The sequence below is a fragment of the Mycobacterium tuberculosis H37Rv genome (assembly GCF_000195955.2).
GTDB lineage: Bacteria > Actinomycetota > Actinomycetes > Mycobacteriales > Mycobacteriaceae > Mycobacterium > Mycobacterium tuberculosis.
Genome location: NC_000962.3, coordinates 1598886 through 1622105 on the forward strand (window position 1 = coordinate 1598886; position 23220 = coordinate 1622105).

Consider the following 23220-nt stretch of genomic DNA (forward strand, 5'->3'; position numbering starts at 1 on the left):
GGCTGACTTACTTCGGTGCCACGCACACCAATTGGCTGCTTGCCGGGGGTATTGCTGGCCCTTCGATTTCCTCGGGCGGCTGCAGAGAGACTGACGCGGAATCGCAGCGCCCTCCGGCACCGAGGCTCTTGATCTCGGTGACGACGAATCGGCTGAACTCCCGGTTTGCAGAACGTGTTCCAGGCACAAGCGCGGTGGCTACCCGCGGTGAAGGCAGCGATTCGTCGCACGCCGACGGCGCGTACAGCAGCACGGATGGCGGCTTGCCGGGGGTCGTCACCGCCGGATAGCAGTATCCGACCCGCACCAGGTACTTCAGGCAGTAATACGCCCGATGGTTCTGGGTGATCAATTCGTAGTCGATCCGCATGCAACTCGGAGCGTTGGCATGGAATCCGTCATTGCGGATCCGGGCCTCCCGGCTATCGCAAGCAACGACCTGCGGACGAGACGGCGCCAGCTTGGAGTCGTAGGTGAACCGGTTCAGGCACATCCCCAAGTCCATGGAGAACACCAACTTCAGCGTCGCACGATCGTAGCCCCGCGGCTCGTTGTAACCCGAAGCGGAAGCGGTCTGGCACGCACTCAGCAGCAGCGTGAGAATCCCCAGCAACACTGGGAAAACGAGCTTCTCGGCTGGCGGTCGCCGGTACGACGGGAAGCTATACCGCCTCGCCGATGTTTGGGCCGAAGCTTGCACACATTGACGATAACTTGGTCGCGAGACCGCAGAAGCTGGCCTCGACGGCGCGCCGGGGACTACGGTCATACCATGAAGCGGCTTTCGAGCGTTGATGCTGCGTTTTGGTCCGCGGAAACCGCAGGCTGGCATATGCACGTGGGCGCACTGGCGATCTGCGATCCCAGCGACGCGCCCGAATACAGCTTTCAGCGGCTCCGCGAGTTGATCATCGAACGGCTGCCGGAGATCCCGCAGTTGCGGTGGCGGGTCACCGGCGCCCCGCTCGGACTGGACCGGCCGTGGTTCGTCGAGGACGAGGAACTCGACATCGACTTTCACATCCGCCGCATCGGTGTTCCGGCTCCCGGTGGGCGGCGCGAACTCGAGGAGCTCGTCGGACGGCTGATGTCCTACAAACTGGACCGTTCCCGGCCGCTGTGGGAACTGTGGGTCATCGAGGGCGTCGAGGGCGGCCGCATCGCCACGCTGACCAAGATGCATCACGCCATCGTCGACGGTGTCTCCGGTGCCGGGCTGGGCGAAATCCTGTTGGACATCACACCAGAACCACGACCACCGCAACAGGAAACGGTCGGCTTCGTGGGATTCCAGATTCCGGGCCTGGAACGCCGGGCGATAGGTGCGCTGATCAACGTGGGCATCATGACGCCCTTCCGCATCGTCAGGCTGCTGGAGCAAACCGTGCGTCAACAGATCGCGGCATTGGGTGTGGCCGGCAAACCGGCGCGATACTTCGAAGCGCCCAAGACGCGGTTCAATGCGCCGGTGTCGCCGCACCGGCGGGTTACCGGCACACGCGTCGAGCTGGCTAGGGCCAAAGCGGTCAAGGACGCGTTCGGCGTCAAGCTCAACGACGTCGTCTTGGCGCTGGTGGCCGGGGCGGCCCGGCAATACCTACAGAAGCGTGACGAGCTGCCCGCCAAGCCGTTGATCGCGCAGATTCCGGTCTCCACCCGCAGCGAGGAAACGAAGGCCGACGTCGGGAACCAGGTCAGCTCGATGACCGCGTCGCTGGCAACCCATATCGAGGATCCGGCCAAGCGCCTGGCGGCCATCCACGAGAGCACCCTCAGCGCCAAGGAAATGGCTAAGGCGCCCTCCGCGCACCAGATCATGGGGCTGACCGAGACCACGCCACCGGGTCTGCTGCAGCTGGCCGCCCGGGCCTATACGGCCAGCGGGCTGTCACACAACCTGGCCCCAATCAACCTCGTCGTCTCCAATGTCCCCGGTCCACCCTTCCCGCTATATATGGCCGGCGCGCGGCTGGATTCGCTGGTGCCCCTGGGGCCGCCGGTGATGGACGTGGCGCTGAACATCACCTGCTTCTCCTACCAGGATTATCTGGATTTCGGCCTGGTGACCACACCCGAGGTGGCCAACGACATCGACGAGATGGCCGATGCCATCGAACCGGCACTGGCCGAGCTGGAGCGTGCCGCGGAATAGCAATAGCTGGCCTATAGCTGACTACGTGGCCGGCGGGTTGGTCGCGTACACCCAAGACAGGAAGCGGGCCACGGCCTCGGCGGTGTGATGCGCCCGCGGGGAGCCGAAGACGTCGAAGGCGTGTTGGGCGTGGGGCAGGTCCGCGTAGGCGACGGGCGACTTCGACACCGCCCGCAGTTCCTCGACGAACGCATGGGCTTCGGCCACGGGGATCAGGGAGTCGTGGCGGCCGTGCAGAACGAAGAACGGTGGGGCGTCGGCCCGCACATGGTGGATCGGTGAGGCATCGACGAAGATGTCGCGGTGCGTGCTGAATTTCCGTTTCACCACGAACGTTTCGAGCAACCCGACGAATTCCCGACGCCCCGGCGCATCGGTCGTAAACCAGTCGTAACGCCCGTATACCGGAACCGCTGCCGCCACCGAGGTGTCGACCTGTTCGAACCCGGGCTGAAATCGCGGATCGTTGGGGGTCAACGCCGCCAGGGCGCACAGATGGCCGCCGGCCGAACCGCCGCTGATGGCAACGAAATTCGGATCCCCGCCGTAGGCGGCGATGTTTTCCTTGACCCACGCCAGCGCGCGCTTCACGTCGACAATGTGGTCGGGCCAGGTGTGGCGCGGCGACACCCGGTAGTTCAGCGACACGCATACCCAGCCGCGCGCAGCCAGATGGCTCATCAACGGATACGCCTGCGGGCGGCGCCACCCCAGTACCCAGGCGCCGCCGGGCACCTGTACCAGCACCGGTGCCTTGGCGTCGCGTGGCAGGTCGCGGCGGCGCCAGATGTCGGCCAGGTTGGCCCGCCCGTATGGGCCGTAGCACACGACGTTCGTCGTCTCGACGTAGCGCCGGCGTGCCATGGCGGTACGCAGCGGGAGATTGCGACCTCTGCTACGCATCGGTTCCGTGGGCAGGGTAGCGAGTTCCTTAGCGTAGTCGGGCCCGAGCTGTTCGGTCAGGCCCGCTTCGAGCACCGGTCCAGGGGTGGTGGCGCCGCGGTAGCGGATCACCGCAAGGATCACCCAGGCCGCTGCCGTTAAGGCCAGTGCCGCCTTTCCTTTCAGCCCACCGAAGTCGCCTCGGCGGCCGCGGCGCAGTGCGTCCAGCACGGAGGCGCCTAGGTACACTCCTGGCACTTCCGACGTCGGCCAGCCCAACCAAAACGCCAGAACCGTGCTGTAGCCGCTACCGGACAGTGGGCGTAATCCGTTGGCGGCATTGAGCAATTCCACCGCTGCACGTGTTAACGGTCTCGGGCGTGCCATCCGCCGAAATCGCATTAGCTGCCGACCCGTGATTGCAGCTCGGTGCGCAGGATCTTGCCGGTAATGCCGCGTGGCAGCTCGTCGAGGACGGCGATGTCGCGCGGTACCTTGTAGTTGGCCAGGTTGTCTCGGACATGCTGCTTGAGGGTTTCCGGGGTGGCCGAAACACCGGGCTTGAGCACCACGAAGGCCGCCAGCCGCTGGCCGTACTGCTGGTCGTCCACGCCGATCACCGCGGCCTCGGCCACGTCGGGGTGGGTGGCCAGCGTCTTCTCCACCTCGATCGGGTAGATGTTCTCACCGCCGGAGACGATCATCTCGTCGTCGCGCCCGACGACGAACAGCCGGCCGTTCTCGTCGAGGTAGCCGACGTCGCCCGATGACATGAACCCGGCATGGAAATCCTTTGCGGCGCCAGATGTATAGCCATCGAATTGGCTGTCGTTGCGGACGTAGATGGTGCCGACCTCGCCGGTGGGCACCTCGGTGAACTGCTGGTCCAGGATCCGGATTTCGGTTCCTTCGGCGGGCCGACCCGCGGTGTCGGGTGCGGTCCGCAGGTCCGCCGGTGTGGCGGTGGCGATCATCCCGGCCTCGGTCGCGTTGTAGTTGTTGTAGATCACGTCGCCGAATTGGTCCATGAATGCGATCACGACATCGGGCCGCATCCGAGAACCCGACGCGGCGGCGAACCGCAACGACCGGCCGTCGTAGCGGTTTCGAATCTCGGCCGGCAGGTCCATGATGCGATCGAACATCACCGGCACCACCACCAGACCCGTCGCGTGGTGGCGGTCGATCAGGTCCAGCGTCGCCTCCGGGTCGAACCTGCGTCGCGTGACGATCGTGCAGGCCAGCGAGGAGGCCAGCACCAGCTGCGAGAAGCCCCAGGCATGAAACATCGGCGCCACGATCACGGTGACCTCCTCGGCCCGCCACGGCGTGCGGTCCAAGATCGCCTTCAGTGTCCCGATGCCACCGCCAGAATGCCTGGCGCCCTTGGGTGTTCCGGTGGTTCCGGAGGTCAGCAGGATCACTTTTCCGTGGCTGCCGGTGTGCTCGGGCCGCCGTCCGGCGTGCGCGGCTACAAGTTTCTCAACGGTCAGGTCGTGGTCTTCGTCGGTCCACGCCACGATACGGGTGGCCTGCGGTTTTTCCGCCAGCGCGCGATCCACCGTCGCGCTGAACTCTTCGTCATAGACGACAGTGTCGACGCCTTCGCGGGTAACCACCTCGGCCAGTGCCGGACCGGCGAAGGAGGTGTTGAGCAACAGGATGTGCGCGCCAATCCGGTTGACCGCCAACAGCGCATCGACGAAGCCGCGATGATTGCGGCACATGATGCCGACGACCCTGGGGGGTCCGGCTGGCAGGGCCTGAAGCGCCGCGGCCAGCGCGTTGCCGCGTTCGTCGAGCTGGCGCCAGGTCAGCGTGCCCAGTTCGTCGATCAGGCCGGGGCGGTCCGGGCAGCGTCGGGCCGCACCGGCGAACCCCGCCGTAAACCCCATGCCTTCGCGGCGCATGGCGGCGACGATCCGCAGGTAGCGGTCTGGTCGCAGCGGAGCGATCAACCCTGCCCGGCGCATGGTGGCGATCAAGCCGAATGCTTGTCTGATACGCATGGCTTAGCCCAGAATCGGGAAGCGGCGCTTGGCGGCGAGGTCGTTGAGGGCTTGCTGCATCACCGACCGTACGTGCTCGTCGACCGCGTCGACATCAGGGTCCTCGCCGAACTGCTTGGTGAGGTTGATCGGGTCTAACACCTGCATGACGATCTTGGCGGGCAGCGGCAGATTGGGCGGGATCGCGGCGGAGAACCCGAACGGAAAGCCGAACGAGATCGGCAGGATGTCGCTGCGGAGCAGTCGCTTGAGCCCTAGCCGCCGGGCGAGCCAGGTGCCGCGGGACAGGTAGAGCTGGCTTTCCTGGCCACCGATGGACACCGCCGGCACGATGGGCACGCCAGCTTCGACGGCAGTGCTGACGTATCCCTTGCGGCCGTTGAAGTCGATCACGTTCTCCGCGAAAGTCGGCCGGTACGCGTCATAGTCGCCGCCGGGAAAAACGACCACCACACCCCCGGACCGCAACGCCTTAGCCGCGTTTTCTCGGGTGGCGCGAATGTAGCCGGTGCGTCGGAACAAGTCCCCGGTCAGGCCCATGAACAAGATGTCGTGGCTGAGCGTGTAGACCGGTCGGTCGTAGCCGAACTTGTCGTAGAAGTCGACGCTGAAGACCGGCACGTCCATCGGGAACATGCCACCGGAGTGGTTGGCCACGACCAGTGCGCCACCCGGCGGGAAGGAGTCCAGGCCATGCACCTGCGACCGGTGGTAGGTCTTCAAGACTGGACGCAGCACACTTATCAGGCGCTGGGTTAGGCCAGGGTCGAATTTGCCGATGTCGCCGATACCTGCATCGTCCCCGTTACCAGGGCTATCGGTTTCGCTCAACTGTTCTCCCTCGAGGCCTCCGAGGCCTCATTGCCGCGTCGGGTCTTTAGATGGTAGCGATGCACGGTGGATAGGCACACGCGGCAGGTCTGCTAGCAAGGACGAGAGGTGGTCCAGAGTGGCTGAAGCTGGTGGCGGGCCCATTTCGGTGATCGCCCGGCATATGCAGTTGATTCGCGATGACTTCATCTCCGAGTTGTTTGACAAGATGAAGGCGGAGATTCGGGGGCTGGATTACGACGCGCGGATGGCGGACCTGTGGCGGGCGAGCATCACCGAGAATTTCGTGACGGCCGTTCACTATTTGGATCGCGATACGCCGCAGTCCTTGGTGGAGGCTCCAGCGGCCGCGCTGGCATACGCCCGCGCCGCGGCGCAGCGTGATATTCCGTTGTCCGGGTTGGTTCGGGCGCACCGGCTCGGGCATGCGCGTTTCTTGGAGGTGGCGATGCAGTACGTGTCGCTGCTGGAGCCCGCTGACCGGGTGTCGACGATCATCGAGCTGGTGAATCGCTCCGCTCGCCTCGTTGACCTGGTGGCCGACCAGTTGATTGTCGCCTATGAGCACGAACACGATCGCTGGCTGAGTCGCCGCAGCGGTCTGCAACAGCAATGGGTCAGCGAGCTGCTCGCCGATACCCCGGTCGACGTTCCGCGGGCCGAGCGCGCGTTGGGCTATCGGTTGGACGGTGTGCATATCGCCGCGGTGGTATGGGTCGATTCGGCGGTGCCCATCGGTGATGTGGTGGCGCAATTCGACCAGGTGCGCTGCTTGCTGGCCGGGGAGCTGGGCCCCGAACTGGGCCCCGTGGCGAACTCGCTGATGGTGCCGACCGATGAGCGCGAGGCACGGCTGTGGTTTTCGCCCGCGCCCACGCGGGCCTTCGCCCCGTCGCGGATTCGCGCGGCGTTCGAGTCGGCGGGAATCCGGGCGCGTTTGGCGTGCGGTCGGGTAGGGGACGGGCTGCGTGGGTTCCGGGCGTCGTTGAAACAGGCCGAACGAGTGAAGGCGTTGGCCCTGGCCGGTGGCGCCCGGCCCGGCGGCCGGGTCATGTTTTATGACGATGTCGCGCCAGTCGCGTTGCTGGCCGACGATCTAGAGGAACTGCGGCGGTTCGTCACCGATGTGCTGGGTGACCTGAGTGTTGACGACGAGCGCAATAGCTGGCTACGCGAGACGTTACGGGAGTTCTTGCTGCGTAACCGCAGCTACGTCGCCACGGCCGACGCGATGATCCTGCACCGCAACACCATTCAATACCGGGTGATCCAGGCGATGGAACTATGCGGACAGAATCTCGACGATCCCGATGCCGCGTTTCGGGTGCAGATGGCGCTGGAGGTCTGCCGCTGGATGGCACCGGCGGTGCTCCGCGCCAAACAATAGTGTCTCGGTAACCGCCGGTCCGTTCATGCCGTGCGCACAATCGTGGTCGTGAGCTTCGGTGTCGGCGCATATGGTCTCCGACGGATTCGGCGCCTAACGTTTGCCCACGTCAAACAACCCGACCAGAAAGCCAGCCGGGTCCGCCAGAGGGGGGCGGACCCGGCGTATACCCAATTCGCGTCGCTCGGTTCTAGTTGGGCGCTATCATCCGTTGCCACGGGGTTGGTCGGAAGGTCGGTATGTCGTTCGTTTTCGCGGTGCCAGAGATGGTGGCGGCAACCGCTTCCGATTTGGCCAGCCTCGGAGCGGCGCTGAGCGAGGCCACCGCGGCGGCGGCTATCCCCACCACACAAGTACTGGCCGCGGCCGCCGATGAGGTGTCGGCGGCCATCGCGGAGTTGTTCGGTGCGCACGGCCAAGAATTTCAAGCGCTCAGCGCCCAGGCATCGGCGTTTCATGACCGGTTCGTGCGGGCCCTAAGCGCCGCAGCGGGCTGGTATGTCGACGCCGAGGCCGCCAACGCCGCGCTGGTGGACACCGCGGCCACCGGCGCGTCGGAGTTGGGGTCAGGTGGGCGCACGGCGCTGATTCTGGGCTCCACCGGAACCCCGCGACCGCCCTTCGACTACATGCAGCAGGTCTACGACCGCTACATCGCACCCCACTACTTGGGCTATGCGTTTTCCGGCCTGTACACGCCCGCGCAGTTTCAGCCGTGGACCGGCATCCCCAGCCTGACCTACGACCAATCGGTCGCCGAAGGCGCCGGCTATCTTCACACCGCGATCATGCAGCAAGTCGCGGCCGGCAATGACGTTGTGGTGTTGGGTTTCTCGCAGGGCGCGTCGGTCGCCACCCTGGAAATGCGCCATCTGGCAAGCCTGCCGGCCGGCGTCGCGCCGAGTCCGGATCAGCTCTCGTTCGTATTGCTGGGCAACCCCAACAACCCAAACGGGGGCATCCTCGCCCGGTTTCCGGGTCTGTACCTGCAGTCGCTCGGCCTGACGTTCAACGGTGCGACCCCGGACACCGACTACGCGACCACCATTTACACGACCCAATACGACGGCTTTGCCGACTTCCCGAAGTACCCGCTCAACATCCTGGCGGACGTCAACGCGCTGCTGGGTATTTACTATTCGCACAGCTTGTATTACGGGCTCACGCCCGAGCAGGTCGCTTCGGGTATCGTCCTGCCGGTGTCTTCGCCGGACACCAACACCACCTATATTCTGCTTCCCAACGAGGATCTGCCGCTGCTGCAGCCGCTGCGCGGTATTGTGCCCGAGCCGCTGCTGGATCTCATCGAGCCAGACCTGCGCGCGATCATCGAATTGGGTTATGACCGAACCGGATACGCCGATGTTCCGACCCCGGCCGCACTGTTCCCGGTGCACATCGACCCGATCGCAGTCCCGCCCCAGATAGGCGCTGCGATCGGTGGTCCGCTCACCGCCCTGGATGGCTTGCTCGACACCGTGATCAACGATCAACTCAATCCCGTCGTAACGTCGGGCATCTATCAGGCCGGTGCTGAGCTGTCGGTGGCCGCGGCCGGCTACGGTGCTCCCGCAGGCGTCACCAATGCCATTTTTATTGGGCAGCAAGTGTTGCCGATTTTGGTGGAAGGCCCCGGTGCCTTGGTGACGGCCGACACCCATTACCTGGTCGATGCGATTCAGGATTTGGCCGCCGGTGACCTCAGCGGGTTCAACCAAAACCTGCAACTCATCCCGGCTACCAACATAGCCCTGCTGGTCTTCGCGGCCGGAATTCCCGCTGTGGCGGCCGTCGCCATCCTTACCGGTCAGGATTTTCCGGTATAGGCCCCCGGCCCCCGCTGTACCGAGCTCGGCCAGTGAAGAACAACCCCAGGCGTTGCCAGTCCGAATAGATTGTATTCGTCAGCCGGCGCAGGACAGGAAGCGAGGCCGCCATGGGATTTCTGAAGCCCGATCTTCCCGACGTCGATCACGACACCTGGTTGACCCAGCCACGCCGGACACGATTGCAGGTCGTGACACGGGACTGGGTAGAACACGGTTTCGGAACGCCGTATGCGGTGTACCTGCTCTATCTGACCAAGATTGCGGTGTACGTCGCCGCCGGCGCCGCGATCATCTCGCTGAACCCCGGACTGGGCGGGCTGAGCCGCATAGGCGACTGGTGGACACAGCCGATCGTGTACCAGAAGGTCATCGTCTTCACGTTGCTGTTCGAGGTTTTGGGTTTTGGCTGCGGATCCGGCCCGCTGACCGGGCGGTTTTGGCCACCCATCGGGGGCTTCCTTTATTGGTTGCGGCCCAACACAATTCGGCTGCCTGCTTGGCCGGATAAGGTCCCGTTCACCCAAGGCGACACCCGCACCGTCGTCGACGTCGCCTTGTATGCCATCGTGTTGATCGGCGGGGTGTGGGCGCTGTTGTCACCCGGCTCGCCAGGTCCGGGGGGAACGCCGGTCACCGCCGCCGGCGACGTCGGCCTGATCAACCCGGTGCTGGTAGTGCCGACGATCGTCGCCCTGGGCGTCTTGGGGCTGCGTGACAAGACGATCTTTCTTGCCGCCCGCGGCGAACACTACTGGCTGAAGCTATTCGTGTTCTTTTTTCCCTTCACCGACCAGATCGCGGCGTTCAAGATCATCATGCTGTGCTTGTGGTGGGGGGCGGCGACTTCCAAACTCAACCACCATTTCCCCTACGTCGTCGCGGTGATGACCAGCAACAACGCCCTGTTGCGCAGCAGAGTGTTCAACCCGATCAAGCACCTGCTTTACCGCGACCACGCCAACGATCTGCGGCCCTCCTGGCTACCGAAACTCATGGCCCACGGGGGTGGCACCACGGCGGAATTCCTGGTGCCCGGGATTCTGGTGCTCGTCGCCGACGGTCACCCATGGCGGTGGTTCCTCATCGGGTTCATGGTGCTCTTTCACCTCAACATCCTGTCCAACCTCCCGATGGGGGTCCCGTTGGAGTGGAACGTGTTCTTCATCTTCTCGCTGTGCTATCTATTCGGCCACTACGGCGCGATCACTGCCACCGACCTTCGGTCGCCGTTGCTGCTGGCGATCGTGATCGCGGTGGTTGCCGTGGTGATCATGGGAAACCTGTTGCCCGAAAAGATTTCGTTTCTGCCCGCCATGCGCTACTACGCCGGCAACTGGGCCACCAGCATCTGGTGCTTCCGAGGTGATGCGGAAGCCACCATGGAAACCAGCGTCGTGAAAAGCTCTGCGCTGGTGGTCAATCAGCTGGCCAAGCTCTACGACGGGGCCACGGCCGAAATCATGACCGACAAGGTCGCCGCATTCCGGGCCATGCACACCCACGGCAGGGCGCTCAACGGCCTGCTGCCCCGCGCTCTCGATGACGAAGCTCACTACCGCATCCGCGAGGGCGAAATCGTGGCCGGGCCACTGGTCGGGTGGAATTTCGGCGAGGGCCATCTGCACAACGAGCAGCTGGTGGCCGCCGTGCAGCGGCGGTGCAACTTCGCCGACGGCGATCTGCGGGTGATCATTCTCGAAGGTCAGCCCATCCACGTTCAGAAGCAGTGGTATCGCATTGTCGACGCCAAGACCGGTTTGTTCGAGGCCGGTTACGTCACGGTCGAGGACATGTTGAGCCGCCAGCCATGGCCCGAGCCCGGTGACGAGTTCCCGGTTCACGTCACGACGCAACGCGGCACGCCATCAAAGCCATGACGACCGCGGTCGTCGTCGGAGCCGGGCCCAACGGCCTGGCCGCGGCGATCCACCTGGCCCGTCACGGTGTCGACGTGCAGGTGCTGGAGGCGCGCGACACCATCGGCGGGGGAGCACGCTCCGGTGAGCTGACGGTGCCCGGGGTCATCCACGACCACTGTTCGGCGTTTCATCCGCTGGGCGTCGGGTCGCCATTCTGGGCGGCGATCGACCTGCAACGCTACGGGCTGACGTGGAAGTGGCCGGACGTCGACTGCGCACACCCACTCGATGACGGCACCGCGGGCGTGCTATATCGGTCGATCGAAGCCACCGCCGCCGGCCTGGGTCCCGACGGCAAGCGGTGGCAGCGCGCCGTGGGTGACCTCGCCGCCGGATTCGATGAGCTGGCCGAGGATCTGCTGCGCCCGGTGCTCAACATGCCGCGTCACCCGATCCGCCTGGCCCGCTTTGGTCCGCGCGCGGCGCTGCCGGCCACCGCCATGGCGCGTCGGTTTCACACCGAGCGGGCGCGCGCGTTGTTCGGCGGCGCCGCGGCGCACGTCTACACCAGGTTGGATCGGCCGCTGACCGCGTCGCTGGGGTTGATGATCCTGGCCAGCGGCCATCGCCACGGTTGGCCGGTCGCCCGGGGCGGATCCGGGTCGATCACGAAGGCGCTGGCCGCGGCCCTGGACGCGTACGGCGGCACCGTCGCCACCGGGGTGACCGTCACCAGCCGCCGCGACATCCCCGACGCCGACATCGTGATGCTCGACCTCAGCCCGGCCGCGGTGCTCGGGATCTACGGCGATGTGATGCCCACCCGCATCAACCGGTCCTATCGGCGCTACCGCGCCGGATCGTCGGCCTTCAAGGTCGACTTCGCCATCGAGGGCGACGTTGGGTGGACCAACCCCGATTGCCGGCGCGCGGGCACCGTCCACCTGGGCGGGACCTTCGCGGAAATCGCAGACACCGAACGTCAACGCGCCCAAGGCACGATGGTGCAGCGACCATTCGTGCTCGTCGGGCAGCAGTACCTCGCCGACCCGTCCCGCTCGGTCGGCAACATCAACCCCATCTGGGCCTACGCGCACGTGCCGTTCGGCTACACCGGCGACGCCACCGCCGCCGTCATCGACCAGATCGAGCGGTTCGCCCCCGGATTCCGCGACCGCATCGTGGCAACCGTCAGCACCTCCACCACCGAACTGCAAACGTACAACCGCAACTTCATCGGCGGAGACATTATCGGCGGCGCCAACGACCGGCTGCAGGTCATCTTCCGCCCGCGCGTGGCCGTCGATCCGTATGCGATCGGTGTGCCGGGTGTCTATCTGTGTTCACAGTCCGCGCCACCCGGTGCCGGGATCCACGGATTGTGTGGCTACCACGCCGCCGAATCGGCGCTGAGGTGGCTGCGCAAGCGACGTTGACGCAGGTCATCGTCGAGATCGACGTTAGCGCGACGTCCACTCGTGCCGTAGCCAAAACGTGACGGAGGTTTGATCGAATTGCTAAGGCGCGCCTGCACTTCCACTCTTCAATGCACCTCTACCATCACTGGTGCAACTGTGTCGTTGACAGGGAATTGGAGCCATGCGGGCGGTTTTTGGGTGTGCTATTGCCGTCGTCGGGATCGCTGGGAGCGTGGTTGCGGGGCCGGCCGACATACACCTGGTGGCGGCGAAGCAGTCTTACGGGTTCGCCGTCGCGTCGGTGCTACCAACGCGCGGCCAGGTGGTGGGCGTGGCGCACCCCGTGGTGGTGACGTTCAGTGCGCCGATAACTAACCCAGCCAATCGGCACGCGGCCGAGCGCGCCGTTGAAGTCAAATCGACGCCCGCGATGACCGGCAAGTTCGAATGGCTCGACAACGACGTTGTGCAGTGGGTTCCCGACCGCTTCTGGCCGGCGCACAGCACGGTGGAGCTTTCGGTGGGCAGCCTGTCGAGCGATTTCAAGACGGGTCCCGCCGTCGTCGGGGTTGCCAGCATCTCCCAGCACACGTTCACCGTGAGTATCGACGGAGTCGAGGAGGGACCGCCGCCTCCGCTGCCGGCGCCGCACCACCGAGTGCACTTCGGCGAAGATGGGGTGATGCCGGCATCGATGGGTAGACCGGAATACCCGACGCCGGTCGGCTCCTACACTGTCTTGTCCAAGGAACGCTCGGTGATTATGGATTCGAGCAGCGTCGGCATCCCCGTCGACGATCCCGATGGTTACCGGCTTTCGGTGGATTATGCCGTCCGCATCACCAGCCGCGGCCTCTACGTGCATTCAGCCCCGTGGGCCCTTCCAGCACTGGGACTTGAAAATGTCAGCCACGGCTGCATAAGCCTGAGCCGCGAGGACGCAGAGTGGTATTACAACGCGGTCGACATTGGCGACCCGGTCATTGTGCAGGAATAGCAGCTGATGCGGGCGTCGCCCGCAGAGCGCGTCGACGGCGCGTACGCGGGTGCGGGGCCTCACACCCAGTCCGTCCTGGAAGAGGACCAGCGTCAGCGCGCACCTGCGGGCGCAGAGGCCGAAGGACCGGGCAGAACCGGCTGACCAGGCACCGGTCCGCCAGCTGGCGCCGGATCGGTCAGCGCATCCTTGACCCCGGACATGCCAATGATGGGAGCACTGACCACACCATCCCCGGGAGCACCAGCCAGGACCGGCCCAAGCGCAATCAGCGGAGTTCCGACCGGTATCACCGGAGCCGGAACGGCGGGTACCGGTACCGGTGCGCCCGGTATCGGTACCGGTCCGCCGGGGATTGGTACCGGTGCGCCCGGTATCGGTACCGGTGCGCCAGGGATTGGTACCGGTGCGCCGATGGGCACCGGTGCAGCTGCCGGCACTGGCCCAGGCGCGACGAACGGAACACCAGCCATGTCAGTAAGTGCGGCACTGCACGCTCCCGCGGCTGCCGGTCCACCGGCAGCCACCGGGTCGCCGGCGGCTACCGGCGCGTCGCCCGCCATGCCCTGGATGCACGCGTAGCCACCCGTCATCAGCGGGTCAGCCGCCGCGTCCGGGCTTAACGCTATAGCAGCTGCAAACAACCCAGCGCCGGCAATTACTTTGATGTTGAACCGATTGACGATCGCCATCAGCGTCAACTCTCCTCTATTCGCGCGCAGATATTTCCGCAATCAATTTGGTTCAGCAGAACCGCATAGCCGTATCGAGTTCCTTTTCGACCATCGGCTCAATTGTCAGCATCCTATGGGGAACATGAGCCCCGCCGCACCGGGCCGTTTCCAAATGGTGACGTCACAACGGTGTCACAAGCCAGCGCAATGTCCGCGGTAGGGACGCGGCGGCTGGGATCGGTGGGGTGAGCGCCCGGCTTCTCAAAGCGAGGGGAGCCCCGGGACTCTTACCGGCCGAAGGCGGCGGGTGTCACTGATCTAGGCTGACGGCCAGTGGTTGTTTAGCCAACAAGGATGACAACAAATAAGCCGAGGAGAGACAAGTGACGGTCCGAGTAGGCATCAACGGGTTTGGTCGAATCGGACGCAACTTCTACCGGGCCTTACTGGCCCAACAGGAGCAGGGCACCGCCGACGTGGAGGTGGTCGCCGCCAACGACATCACCGACAACAGCACGCTGGCGCATCTGCTCAAATTCGACTCGATTCTGGGCCGGCTGCCTTGCGATGTCGGCCTCGAAGGCGACGACACCATCGTCGTCGGCCGCGCGAAAATCAAGGCGCTCGCGGTCCGGGAGGGGCCGGCGGCATTGCCATGGGGAGACCTCGGCGTCGACGTCGTCGTCGAATCCACCGGCCTGTTCACCAATGCGGCCAAAGCCAAAGGCCACCTGGACGCCGGCGCCAAGAAGGTGATCATCTCTGCGCCCGCCACCGACGAGGACATCACCATCGTCCTGGGAGTTAACGACGACAAGTATGACGGCAGCCAGAACATCATCTCCAATGCGTCGTGCACCACGAACTGCCTTGCGCCGCTGGCCAAAGTGCTCGACGATGAGTTCGGCATCGTCAAGGGCCTGATGACCACCATCCACGCCTACACTCAGGATCAGAACCTGCAGGACGGGCCGCACAAGGACCTGCGTCGCGCCCGCGCCGCCGCGCTGAACATCGTGCCGACCTCCACCGGCGCGGCCAAGGCCATCGGCCTGGTGATGCCGCAGCTAAAGGGCAAGCTCGACGGTTATGCGCTGCGGGTGCCGATCCCCACCGGCTCGGTCACCGACCTTACGGTCGACTTATCCACACGGGCCAGTGTCGATGAGATCAACGCGGCGTTCAAAGCCGCGGCCGAAGGCAGGCTCAAGGGCATTCTGAAGTACTACGACGCGCCGATCGTCTCGAGCGACATCGTCACCGACCCGCACAGTTCGATTTTCGACTCTGGGTTGACCAAAGTCATCGACGACCAGGCCAAGGTGGTGTCGTGGTACGACAACGAGTGGGGCTACTCCAACCGCCTGGTTGATCTGGTCACGCTGGTCGGCAAGTCGCTCTAGCCATGAGCGTTGCAAACCTCAAGGATCTACTCGCCGAAGGTGTTTCGGGGCGTGGAGTGCTGGTGCGCTCCGATCTCAACGTTCCGCTCGACGAGGACGGCACCATTACCGATGCGGGCCGCATCATCGCGTCGGCGCCGACGTTGAAGGCGTTGCTCGACGCCGACGCCAAGGTGGTGGTTGCCGCGCACTTGGGACGTCCCAAGGACGGGCCGGACCCGACACTGTCGCTGGCGCCGGTCGCCGTGGCGCTGGGTGAGCAACTCGGCCGGCACGTCCAGCTGGCTGGAGACGTTGTCGGCGCCGATGCGCTGGCCCGCGCCGAGGGGCTCACCGGCGGCGACATCCTGCTGCTGGAGAACATCCGCTTCGACAAACGCGAAACCAGCAAGAACGATGACGACCGGCGGGCACTGGCCAAGCAGCTGGTCGAACTGGTCGGAACGGGAGGCGTTTTCGTCTCCGACGGCTTTGGGGTGGTGCACCGCAAGCAAGCCTCGGTCTATGACATCGCAACCCTGTTGCCGCACTACGCCGGCACGCTGGTCGCCGACGAGATGCGGGTACTGGAGCAGTTGACCAGCTCGACCCAGCGGCCCTATGCGGTAGTGCTCGGCGGATCAAAGGTGTCCGACAAGCTGGGTGTCATCGAGTCGCTGGCGACCAAGGCGGACAGCATTGTGATTGGCGGCGGAATGTGCTTCACATTCCTTGCTGCACAGGGATTTTCGGTTGGCACATCGCTGCTGGAAGACGACATGATCGAAGTCTGTCGCGGGCTGCTGGAAACCTATCACGACGTGTTGCGGCTGCCCGTGGATCTAGTGGTCACGGAGAAGTTCGCCGCCGACTCGCCGCCCCAGACGGTCGACGTCGGCGCTGTGCCCAATGGCTTGATGGGCCTGGATATCGGGCCGGGATCGATCAAACGGTTCAGCACGCTGCTGTCCAACGCCGGGACCATCTTCTGGAACGGGCCGATGGGAGTATTCGAGTTCCCGGCTTATGCGGCCGGCACCAGAGGCGTCGCCGAGGCGATCGTCGCCGCCACCGGCAAAGGGGCGTTTAGTGTGGTCGGCGGCGGTGACTCCGCGGCCGCAGTGCGCGCGATGAACATCCCCGAGGGCGCCTTCTCACACATATCCACCGGCGGCGGTGCCTCGCTGGAATACCTTGAGGGCAAGACGCTTCCCGGCATCGAGGTACTGAGCCGTGAGCAGCCAACCGGAGGAGTTTTGTGAGCCGCAAGCCGCTGATAGCCGGCAACTGGAAGATGAACCTCAACCACTACGAGGCGATCGCGCTGGTGCAAAAGATCGCGTTCTCGTTGCCGGACAAGTATTACGACCGGGTTGACGTCGCGGTGATCCCGCCGTTTACCGACCTGCGCAGCGTGCAAACCCTGGTCGACGGCGACAAGCTGCGGTTGACCTATGGTGCACAAGACTTGTCACCACATGACTCCGGTGCCTATACGGGTGACGTCAGCGGCGCCTTTCTGGCCAAGTTGGGGTGCAGTTACGTTGTCGTCGGGCACTCCGAGCGGCGCACCTATCACAACGAGGATGACGCGCTGGTGGCCGCCAAAGCCGCCACCGCACTCAAGCATGGCTTGACCCCAATCGTGTGTATTGGCGAGCACCTCGACGTCCGCGAGGCGGGAAATCATGTGGCCCACAACATCGAACAGTTGCGTGGATCGCTGGCCGGGCTATTGGCCGAGCAGATCGGCAGCGTCGTCATCGCCTACGAACCGGTCTGGGCGATCGGCACCGGGCGGGTGGCCAGCGCCGCCGACGCCCAGGAGGTGTGTGCGGCGATCCGAAAAGAGTTGGCCTCGTTGGCCTCGCCGAGGATTGCCGATACGGTGCGGGTGCTCTACGGCGGCTCGGTGAACGCCAAAAACGTCGGCGACATCGTGGCCCAGGATGACGTCGATGGTGGCCTGGTCGGCGGGGCGTCGCTGGACGGGGAGCATTTCGCGACGCTGGCCGCGATTGCGGCCGGTGGTCCGTTGCCGTAGCGGATCGCGGGCGTGCTACACCCGTAGACCTTCGAGTAGGGCCATAAATGCGCGTTCGACCTCGACTCTGGTCCGGTCTTTGTCCGTCGCGTCCGCGATCTGCAGCGCGGATTCGGTTAGCGCGGCCAGCAGCAGATGCGAAAGTGGTGGCAACGGTACGCGCTGAATCACCCCGGCGGCCATCCCGCGTTCGAGAGCCCCGACCAGCAGACCAAGCCCTAGCGCATGTCGATCCGGCGCCATTCGCCCCACCCGAGCACTGACGGGCCGTCAATCGCAATGACCTGCAGCGCATCCGGTTTGGTCGCCGCGTCAAGGAAGGCGTGGAAGCCGACGACCAGCAGATCCAGGCGTCGGTGACCTTCGCTATGGCGGCTTCGACGTCGGCGACCAGGTCGGCTTCGACAACCTCGAGTACCGTCTGGAACAGATCTTTCTTGCTGTCGAAGTGGTAGTCCAGGGCGCCACGGGTGACTCGGGCACGGGTGACGATGTCTTCGATCGAGACGTCACCATAGTCGCGCCGCGCGAATAGGTAACGGCCAGCGTCGACGAGGGCTCGACGCGTCGCGTCCGTGTGGTCCGAGCGCCTGCTGGCCGTCATTTCGACGTCAAGCCCGGCTTCGCATGGTTGTCAACCAGCCACGCCAGGCCGACGGATGCTTGACTACCTTGATCAACAGTGGGAGCGAGTCGAAATAGCTCACGCGTTCTACGGCCTTGTCGCCACGCAGCAGGAACCGATCGACGACTGGCCACTCGACGACCTCGCTGCCGAGCCGTGCTATCAGCCGGAACTCGATGAACACCACGTCGCCTGCTTGGCTCCACCGGTCAACTTCCCCGTGCAGGTCAGGCAGCAAACCCAGAATCCGAGTGAACTCCCGCTGGGCCGCCCCCAGGCCGTGCCTCGGCGGTGACAGTGGCCGTACCAGGACTACGTCGGGATGAAGGTGATCGGTCAGTCTATCCGGCGACGGCGCCTTCCAGAAGTCGGCGAACCCTTCGACGAATGCGTTGGATGCGCTCATCTGCATGGCCCTTTCGGTGTTTGTTCGCTCGACAGTCTTACTGCGTAAGCCTGGGGGCGAATTCAGCGGACATCGTTGCTTATCGGTAGGAAGCTACGGCCGTCACAGTGGTCTCAGCAGCGGGGGAATACACATTTTGCCCGCCCCGGCGCGACAACTCGGTTGAAGTCATGCCCGGATCGGCATGTTTGGCCACGAACGGAATCGCGACAGCGCCACGGCGTCGAGCCTCGCCATGCACCTAGCCGGCGCCTTTGAACTCGTGAGCGGACCGAAGTGGACCGCCTGTCGCTTCGAGGCGGGCACAGTGCGTATTCCCTCGCAAGGGAAGCGCCGGTGGCAGGCGTGACAGCCGCGGTCAGTGCACGCCTCAAAGCCGATGAGGCGCGACGGCCTGGGTTCTACGCGGCAGGCAGCGGTCCGCTGCCGCAGGTTCGGGGGAGTACGCTACCCGTCATGGAATTGGCCCTGCAGATCACGCTGATCGTCACGAGCGTGCTGGTGGTGTTGTTAGTACTGCTGCACCGGGCCAAGGGTGGCGGGCTATCGACACTGTTCGGCGGTGGTGTGCAGTCAAGCCTGTCCGGCTCGACGGTGGTGGAGAAGAACCTGGACCGGTTGACGCTGTTCGTTACCGGCATCTGGCTGGTGTCCATCATCGGCGTGGCGTTGCTCATCAAATACCGCTAGCGCTGGTCGGCTACCGCCGACCGGACCGGGGGAAGCGGTAGCTCATTGCCGATTACGACTTGGTGCAGCGCAGGATTCTGCTGACCATGACCGGGCTGGCCAGCGCGCTCAGAAACAGTGGTTAGTCGGCCTGACCGGTCACCCGTGCTTTCCTTGCGCGCCATTGGCGCCGCCGATCCCGTCGGGCACACCGACGCCGCCAGGTCCGCCGGTGCCGCCGTCGCCGCCAAAGCCGGGATTGCCGCCACCTTGGCTGGGCCCGCCGTCACCGCCGTTGCCGCCGGCGCCGCCGTTACCGCCGGCGCCGGTGCCGCCTCCGCCTGCCCCACCCGCGGCGCCGTTGCCGCCGTTGCCGCCGTTGCCGGCTTGGCCTTTGCCGTCGAGGCTTTCGATATAGCCGCCGGTGCCGCCGGTGCCGCCTGCGCCGCCAGCGCCGCCGGCGCCGGCGCTGCTGCCATTGCCGATGGTCAATGCGCTGGCGCCGCCGGTGCCACCGACGCCGCCGTTGCCGCCGGTACCGCCTTTGCCGCCGATCATTGAGCTGCCGCCGCCGGTGCCGCCGGCGCCGCCGTCGCCGCCGGCGCCGCCGGCGCCGGCGCTGCTGCCGCCGATGCCAGCTGTGCCGCCAGTACCACCGGCGCCGCCGGTGCCGCCGTCGCCGCCGATGCCGCCAGCGCCTAGCGCCGTGCCGCCGTCGCCACCTTGGCCAGCGGTGCCGCCGTTGCCGCCGGCGCCGCCATTGCCGAACAGCCGGCCACCAGCCCCACCCGCAGCGCCGTTGCCGCCGTCGCCGCCACGGGCGCCGTTGGCACCGCTGTTAGGACTGTCGCCGGCACCGCCGGCGCCGCCGTCCCCGCCGGTCCCACCGGCGCCGCCGGTGCCGAACATCCCAGCAGCACCACCGGCATCACCGCCACCGCCGTTACCGCCAGGGCTGGCGGGGACGGGGGGGAGGCCGCCGCCGCCGTCGGCGCCGCTGGCGCCAGTACCGCCGTTGCCGCCGGCGCCGCCGTTGCCGCTTAGCCAGCCACCGGCTCCACCGGCGCCGCCGGCTCCACCGGCCGCGCCGGTTCCGGCCGCCGGGCTGTAACCGGCACCGCCGGCCCCGCCGTTACCGAACATTCCGGCATCCCCGCCGTTGCCGCCGTTGGGGTGGGCGGCGTCGCCGGCTCCGCCGTTCCCGCCGTTGCCCCACAGCAACCCGCCGGCCCCACCGTTTTGACCGGGCAGCCCGTCGGCGCCGTTGCCGATCAGCGGACGCCCCAGCAGTGTCTGGGTGGGCGCGTTGATGGCCGCGAGCACCTGTTGTTCGAGGGCCTGCAAGGGGGAGGCGTTGGCGGCCTCGGCGGCGGCATACGAGCCCACGCTCGCGGTTAAGGCCTGCACGAACTGTTGATGAAATCTGGCCATTTGGGCACTGAGCGCCTGATAGTCGCGGGCGTAGCCAGAAAACAACGACGCGATGGCCGCCGACACCTCATCGGCCCCGGCGGCCAGGACACCAGCCGTCGTGGGTGCCGCGGCTCCGTTGGCCGCGCTAAGCGCCGCACCGATGCTCGCCACATCCGCTGCCGCCGCTGACAACATTCCCGGGACTACCATCACGTTCGACATCGCTGCAGTCTAAAACCTGGTGCCATCGTTGCGACGCAAAACAATCGACATGCTTACCATTTCTGAGCTCAACTAGCTGCTAGGTTGCCGCACTAGACTGCTGCAAATGCAGGTCTATACGTCGGCAACGCACTGGGGCGTGTTCACCGCTCGGGTGCACGGCGGCGACATTGCGGCCGTGGCCGCGCTCGCCAGTGACACCAACCCGGCTCCGCAGCTGCAAAACCTGCCCGGCGCGGTACGTCACCGCAGCCGCATCGCCAACCCCGCCGTACGGCGCGGATGGCTGCAGCATGGCCCGGGGCCCAGCTCGGCTCGCGGCGCCGAAGAGTTCGTGGAGGTCAGCTGGGACGAGTTGATCGAGCTGCTGGCTTCCGAGCTGCGCCGTACCGTCGACCGCTACGGCAACGAGGCGATCTATGGCAGCTCCTACGGCTGGGCCAGCGCCGGACGGTTCCACCACGCGCAAAGCCAGGTGCACCGGTTCCTCAACATGCTCGGCGGGTACACCGCATCCCGGCACAGCTACAGCGCCGGCGCGTCCGAAGTGATCTTCCCGCATATCGTCGGCGCGGCCCTGTTCGAAGCCCTGGCCGAGACCACGACCTGGGATGTCATCGTCGACCACACCGCGCTGTTGGTGGCGTTCGGCGGATTGCCGGTGAAGAACACCGCGGTGATGCCCGGCGGTACCACCGCTCATCCGGACCGCGACTACGTCGGCCGGTACCGGGCTCGCGGCGGTCGGCTGGTGTCGGTCAGCCCGCTACGTGACGACATCGCCGCGATCGCCGGTCCGCTCGACGATCGATGTCGCTGGCTTGCGCCGGTGCCTGGCACCGATGTGGCGATCATGCTCGGGCTGGCATACGTGCTGGCCACCGAGTCGCTGGCCGATCGCGCGTTCCTTGGCAGGTATTGCACCGGCTACGAACGCTTCGAGCGCTACCTGCTGGGCCTGGATGATGGGATTCCCAAGACACCCGAATGGGCCGCCGCGCTGTCCGGGCTCGCCGCCGGCGATCTGCGAGATCTGGCCCGCCGGATGGCCGAGCACCGGACTCTGATCACCACCAGTCTGTCGTTACAGCGGATAGAGCACGGCGAGCAGACCGTGTGGATGGCCGCGACCCTAGCGGCGATGCTGGGCCAGATCGGGCTTCCCGGAGGGGGTTTCGGTCACGGCTACAGCAGCAACGGCGTCGGCAACCCGCCGTTGGCGTGCGGCCTGCCGGCATTGCCGCAAGGCAACAATCCGGTGTCGACGTTCATTCCGGTGGCGGCGATCAGTGAGCTGCTGCAGCGGCCCGGCCAGCGGCTGGCCTACAACGGCCGATTGCTGGAGCTGCCCGACATCAAGTGCGTCTACTGGGCCGGTGGAAATCCGTTCCACCACCACCAGAACCTGCCGCGGCTGCGTCGTGCACTGTCTCGGGTAGACACGATCGTGGTACACGAACAGTATTGGACCGCGATGGCCAAACACGCCGACATTGTGGTGCCAACCACCACCAGTTTCGAGCGCGACGACTTCGCCGCCAGCAAGACCAATCCCACCTTGATCGCAATGCCTGCGATGGTGCCGCCGTATGCCAACGCCCGCGACGACTACCACACGTTCTCCGCGTTGGCCCACCGGCTGGGGTTCGGCAAGCAATTCACCGAGGGCCGCAGCGCGCGCGAGTGGCTCGAGCACATGTACGACAAGTGGTCGGCCGAGCTGGATTTCCCGGTGCCGTCATTCGCCGAATTCTGGCGGACCGGCCGGCTGGAACTACCGACCAGAACCGGTTTGACGTGGCTTGCCGATTTCCGGGCCGACCCGGCGGCCCATCCGTTGGGGACACCCAGCGGGCGGATCGAGATCTTCTCGGACACGGTCGACGCGTTTGCCTTGCCGGACTGTGCCGGGCACCCCACCTGGTATGAACCGTCCGAATGGCTAGGCGGGCCGCGGGCCGCGCGCTACCCGCTGCATCTGATCGCCAACCAGCCGCGGACCCGACTGCACAGCCAGCTCGATCACGGCGGCGCCAGCATGGCATCGAAAATCCGTGGACGAGAACCGATCCGGATTCACCCGGATGACGCCGCGGCCCGTGAGCTTACTGACGGCGACATCGTGCGCGTGTTCAACGACCGCGGCGCCTGCCTGGCGGGTGTGGTGATCGACGACGGGCTACGGCCCAAGGTGGTGCAACTGTCCACCGGTGCGTGGTTCGATCCCGCCGATCCGCGCGACCCGGACTCGATGTGTGTGCACGGCAATCCCAATGCGCTGAGCAACGATTCCGGCACGTCGTCACTGGCCCACGGCAGCACCGGCCAGCATGTCTTGGTCCAGATCGAGAGGTTCACTGGCGAACTGCCGCCGGTGCGCGCCCACGAGCCACCGCGGCTGGCTTAGCGCCGGACGTCGAC

General features: G+C 65.7%; 19 protein-coding genes and 5 other annotated features. Of the genes, 12 read left to right on the plus strand and 7 right to left on the minus strand.

The window, feature by feature from the left end; all coding sequences use genetic code 11:
- Positions 1 to 7: 7 nt before the first annotated feature.
- Positions 8 to 769, minus strand: a complete 762-nt coding sequence (locus tag Rv1424c; protein ID NP_215940.1) for a membrane protein — start codon at positions 767 to 769, stop codon at positions 8 to 10.
- A 3-nt stretch (positions 770 to 772) separates the two neighbouring features.
- Between Rv1424c and Rv1425 the strand changes: the two genes are divergently transcribed.
- A complete protein-coding gene (locus tag Rv1425) occupies positions 773 to 2152 on the plus strand; it encodes a diacyglycerol O-acyltransferase (RefSeq protein NP_215941.1) in 1380 nt (459 codons plus the stop codon).
- A gap of 21 nt (positions 2153 to 2173) precedes the next feature.
- On the opposite strand, the gene lipO is transcribed toward Rv1425, so the two are convergent.
- From lipO to Rv1428c, 3 genes are read right to left on the minus strand one after another with little or no spacing between them, the layout of a single operon-like run.
- A complete protein-coding gene (gene lipO, locus Rv1426c) occupies positions 2174 to 3436 on the minus strand; it encodes an esterase LipO (protein ID NP_215942.1) in 1263 nt (420 codons plus the stop codon).
- Positions 3436 to 5043, minus strand: coding sequence for an acyl-CoA synthetase (fadD12, locus tag Rv1427c; protein NP_215943.1), 1608 nt, complete (start codon positions 5041 to 5043; stop codon positions 3436 to 3438). The genes lipO and fadD12 overlap by 1 nt, the downstream gene beginning before the upstream one ends.
- 3 nt (positions 5044 to 5046) lie before the next feature.
- On the minus strand, positions 5047 to 5874 hold the full coding sequence (locus Rv1428c; RefSeq protein NP_215944.1) for a hypothetical protein: 828 nt from the start codon (positions 5872 to 5874) through the stop codon (positions 5047 to 5049).
- A 118-nt stretch (positions 5875 to 5992) separates the two neighbouring features.
- Between Rv1428c and Rv1429 the strand changes: the two genes are divergently transcribed.
- From Rv1429 to Rv1434, 6 genes are all read left to right on the plus strand, one after another.
- On the plus strand, positions 5993 to 7261 hold the full coding sequence (locus Rv1429; RefSeq protein NP_215945.1) for a hypothetical protein: 1269 nt from the start codon (positions 5993 to 5995) through the stop codon (positions 7259 to 7261).
- A 239-nt stretch (positions 7262 to 7500) separates the two neighbouring features.
- On the plus strand, positions 7501 to 9087 hold the full coding sequence (PE16, locus tag Rv1430; RefSeq protein YP_177810.1) for a PE family protein PE16: 1587 nt from the start codon (positions 7501 to 7503) through the stop codon (positions 9085 to 9087).
- A 110-nt stretch (positions 9088 to 9197) separates the two neighbouring features.
- Entirely contained in the window at positions 9198 to 10967 is a 1770-nt protein-coding gene (locus Rv1431) for a hypothetical protein (RefSeq protein ID NP_215947.1), read from the plus strand.
- Positions 10964 to 12385: a dehydrogenase gene (locus tag Rv1432; protein ID NP_215948.1), complete on the plus strand. Its 1422-nt coding sequence runs from the start codon at positions 10964 to 10966 to the stop codon at positions 12383 to 12385. The genes Rv1431 and Rv1432 overlap by 4 nt, the downstream gene beginning before the upstream one ends.
- 163 nt (positions 12386 to 12548) lie before the next feature.
- Positions 12549 to 13364, plus strand: a complete 816-nt coding sequence (locus tag Rv1433; RefSeq protein ID NP_215949.1) for a hypothetical protein — start codon at positions 12549 to 12551, stop codon at positions 13362 to 13364.
- A 6-nt stretch (positions 13365 to 13370) separates the two neighbouring features.
- The gene (locus Rv1434; protein ID NP_215950.1) at positions 13371 to 13508 is read left to right on the plus strand and encodes a hypothetical protein; all 138 of its coding nucleotides are present in this window, start codon (positions 13371 to 13373) and stop codon (positions 13506 to 13508) included.
- On the opposite strand, the gene Rv1435c is transcribed toward Rv1434, so the two are convergent.
- Positions 13457 to 14065 carry a hypothetical protein gene (locus tag Rv1435c; RefSeq protein ID NP_215951.1) on the minus strand — a complete coding sequence of 203 codons (609 nt, stop codon included), beginning with the start codon at positions 14063 to 14065 and terminating at the stop codon, positions 13457 to 13459. The two genes, Rv1434 and Rv1435c, sit on opposite strands and share 52 nt — an antisense overlap.
- Positions 13673 to 13693: a repeat region (21 bp imperfect direct repeat 5,GGCGCACCGGTACCGGTACCC), on the minus strand. It overlaps the preceding gene by 21 nt.
- Positions 13694 to 13714 (minus strand) — a repeat region (21 bp imperfect direct repeat 4,GGCGGACCGGTACCGATACCG).
- Positions 13715 to 13735 (minus strand) — a repeat region (21 bp imperfect direct repeat 3,GGCGCACCGGTACCAATCCCC).
- Positions 13736 to 13756 (minus strand) — a repeat region (21 bp imperfect direct repeat 2,GGCGCACCGGTACCGATACCG).
- Positions 13757 to 13777 (minus strand) — a repeat region (21 bp imperfect direct repeat 1,GGCGCACCGGTACCAATCCCT).
- Before the next feature lie 356 nt (positions 14066 to 14421).
- Between Rv1435c and gap the strand changes: the two genes are divergently transcribed.
- Genes gap through tpi form a run of 3 tightly spaced genes read left to right on the plus strand, consistent with a single transcriptional unit; the run spans position 14422 to position 17464 of the window.
- The gene (gene gap, locus Rv1436) at positions 14422 to 15441 is read left to right on the plus strand and encodes a glyceraldehyde 3-phosphate dehydrogenase (RefSeq protein ID NP_215952.1); all 1020 of its coding nucleotides are present in this window, start codon (positions 14422 to 14424) and stop codon (positions 15439 to 15441) included.
- Positions 15442 to 15443: 2 nt separating this feature from the next.
- Complete coding sequence (gene pgk, locus Rv1437) at positions 15444 to 16682, plus strand: phosphoglycerate kinase (RefSeq protein ID NP_215953.1); 1239 nt, start codon at positions 15444 to 15446, stop codon at positions 16680 to 16682.
- Positions 16679 to 17464, plus strand: coding sequence for a triosephosphate isomerase (gene tpi, locus Rv1438; protein NP_215954.1), 786 nt, complete (start codon positions 16679 to 16681; stop codon positions 17462 to 17464). The genes pgk and tpi overlap by 4 nt, the downstream gene beginning before the upstream one ends.
- A 611-nt stretch (positions 17465 to 18075) precedes the next feature.
- Here the strand turns inward: tpi and Rv1439c are convergent.
- On the minus strand, positions 18076 to 18501 hold the full coding sequence (locus Rv1439c) for a hypothetical protein (RefSeq protein ID NP_215955.1): 426 nt from the start codon (positions 18499 to 18501) through the stop codon (positions 18076 to 18078).
- Positions 18502 to 18951: 450 nt separating this feature from the next.
- Here Rv1439c and secG point away from each other — a divergent pair, with 450 nt between their 5' ends.
- On the plus strand, positions 18952 to 19185 hold the full coding sequence (gene secG, locus Rv1440; protein NP_215956.2) for a protein-export membrane protein SecG: 234 nt from the start codon (positions 18952 to 18954) through the stop codon (positions 19183 to 19185).
- A 138-nt stretch (positions 19186 to 19323) separates the two neighbouring features.
- Here secG and PE_PGRS26 read toward each other — a convergent pair whose 3' ends face one another.
- Positions 19324 to 20799 carry a PE-PGRS family protein PE_PGRS26 gene (gene PE_PGRS26, locus Rv1441c; RefSeq protein YP_177811.1) on the minus strand — a complete coding sequence of 492 codons (1476 nt, stop codon included), beginning with the start codon at positions 20797 to 20799 and terminating at the stop codon, positions 19324 to 19326.
- Between the two features lie 106 nt (positions 20800 to 20905).
- Between PE_PGRS26 and bisC the strand changes: the two genes are divergently transcribed.
- Positions 20906 to 23206: a biotin sulfoxide reductase BisC gene (gene bisC, locus Rv1442; protein ID NP_215958.1), complete on the plus strand. Its 2301-nt coding sequence runs from the start codon at positions 20906 to 20908 to the stop codon at positions 23204 to 23206.
- Positions 23207 to 23220: the final 14 nt, after the last annotated feature.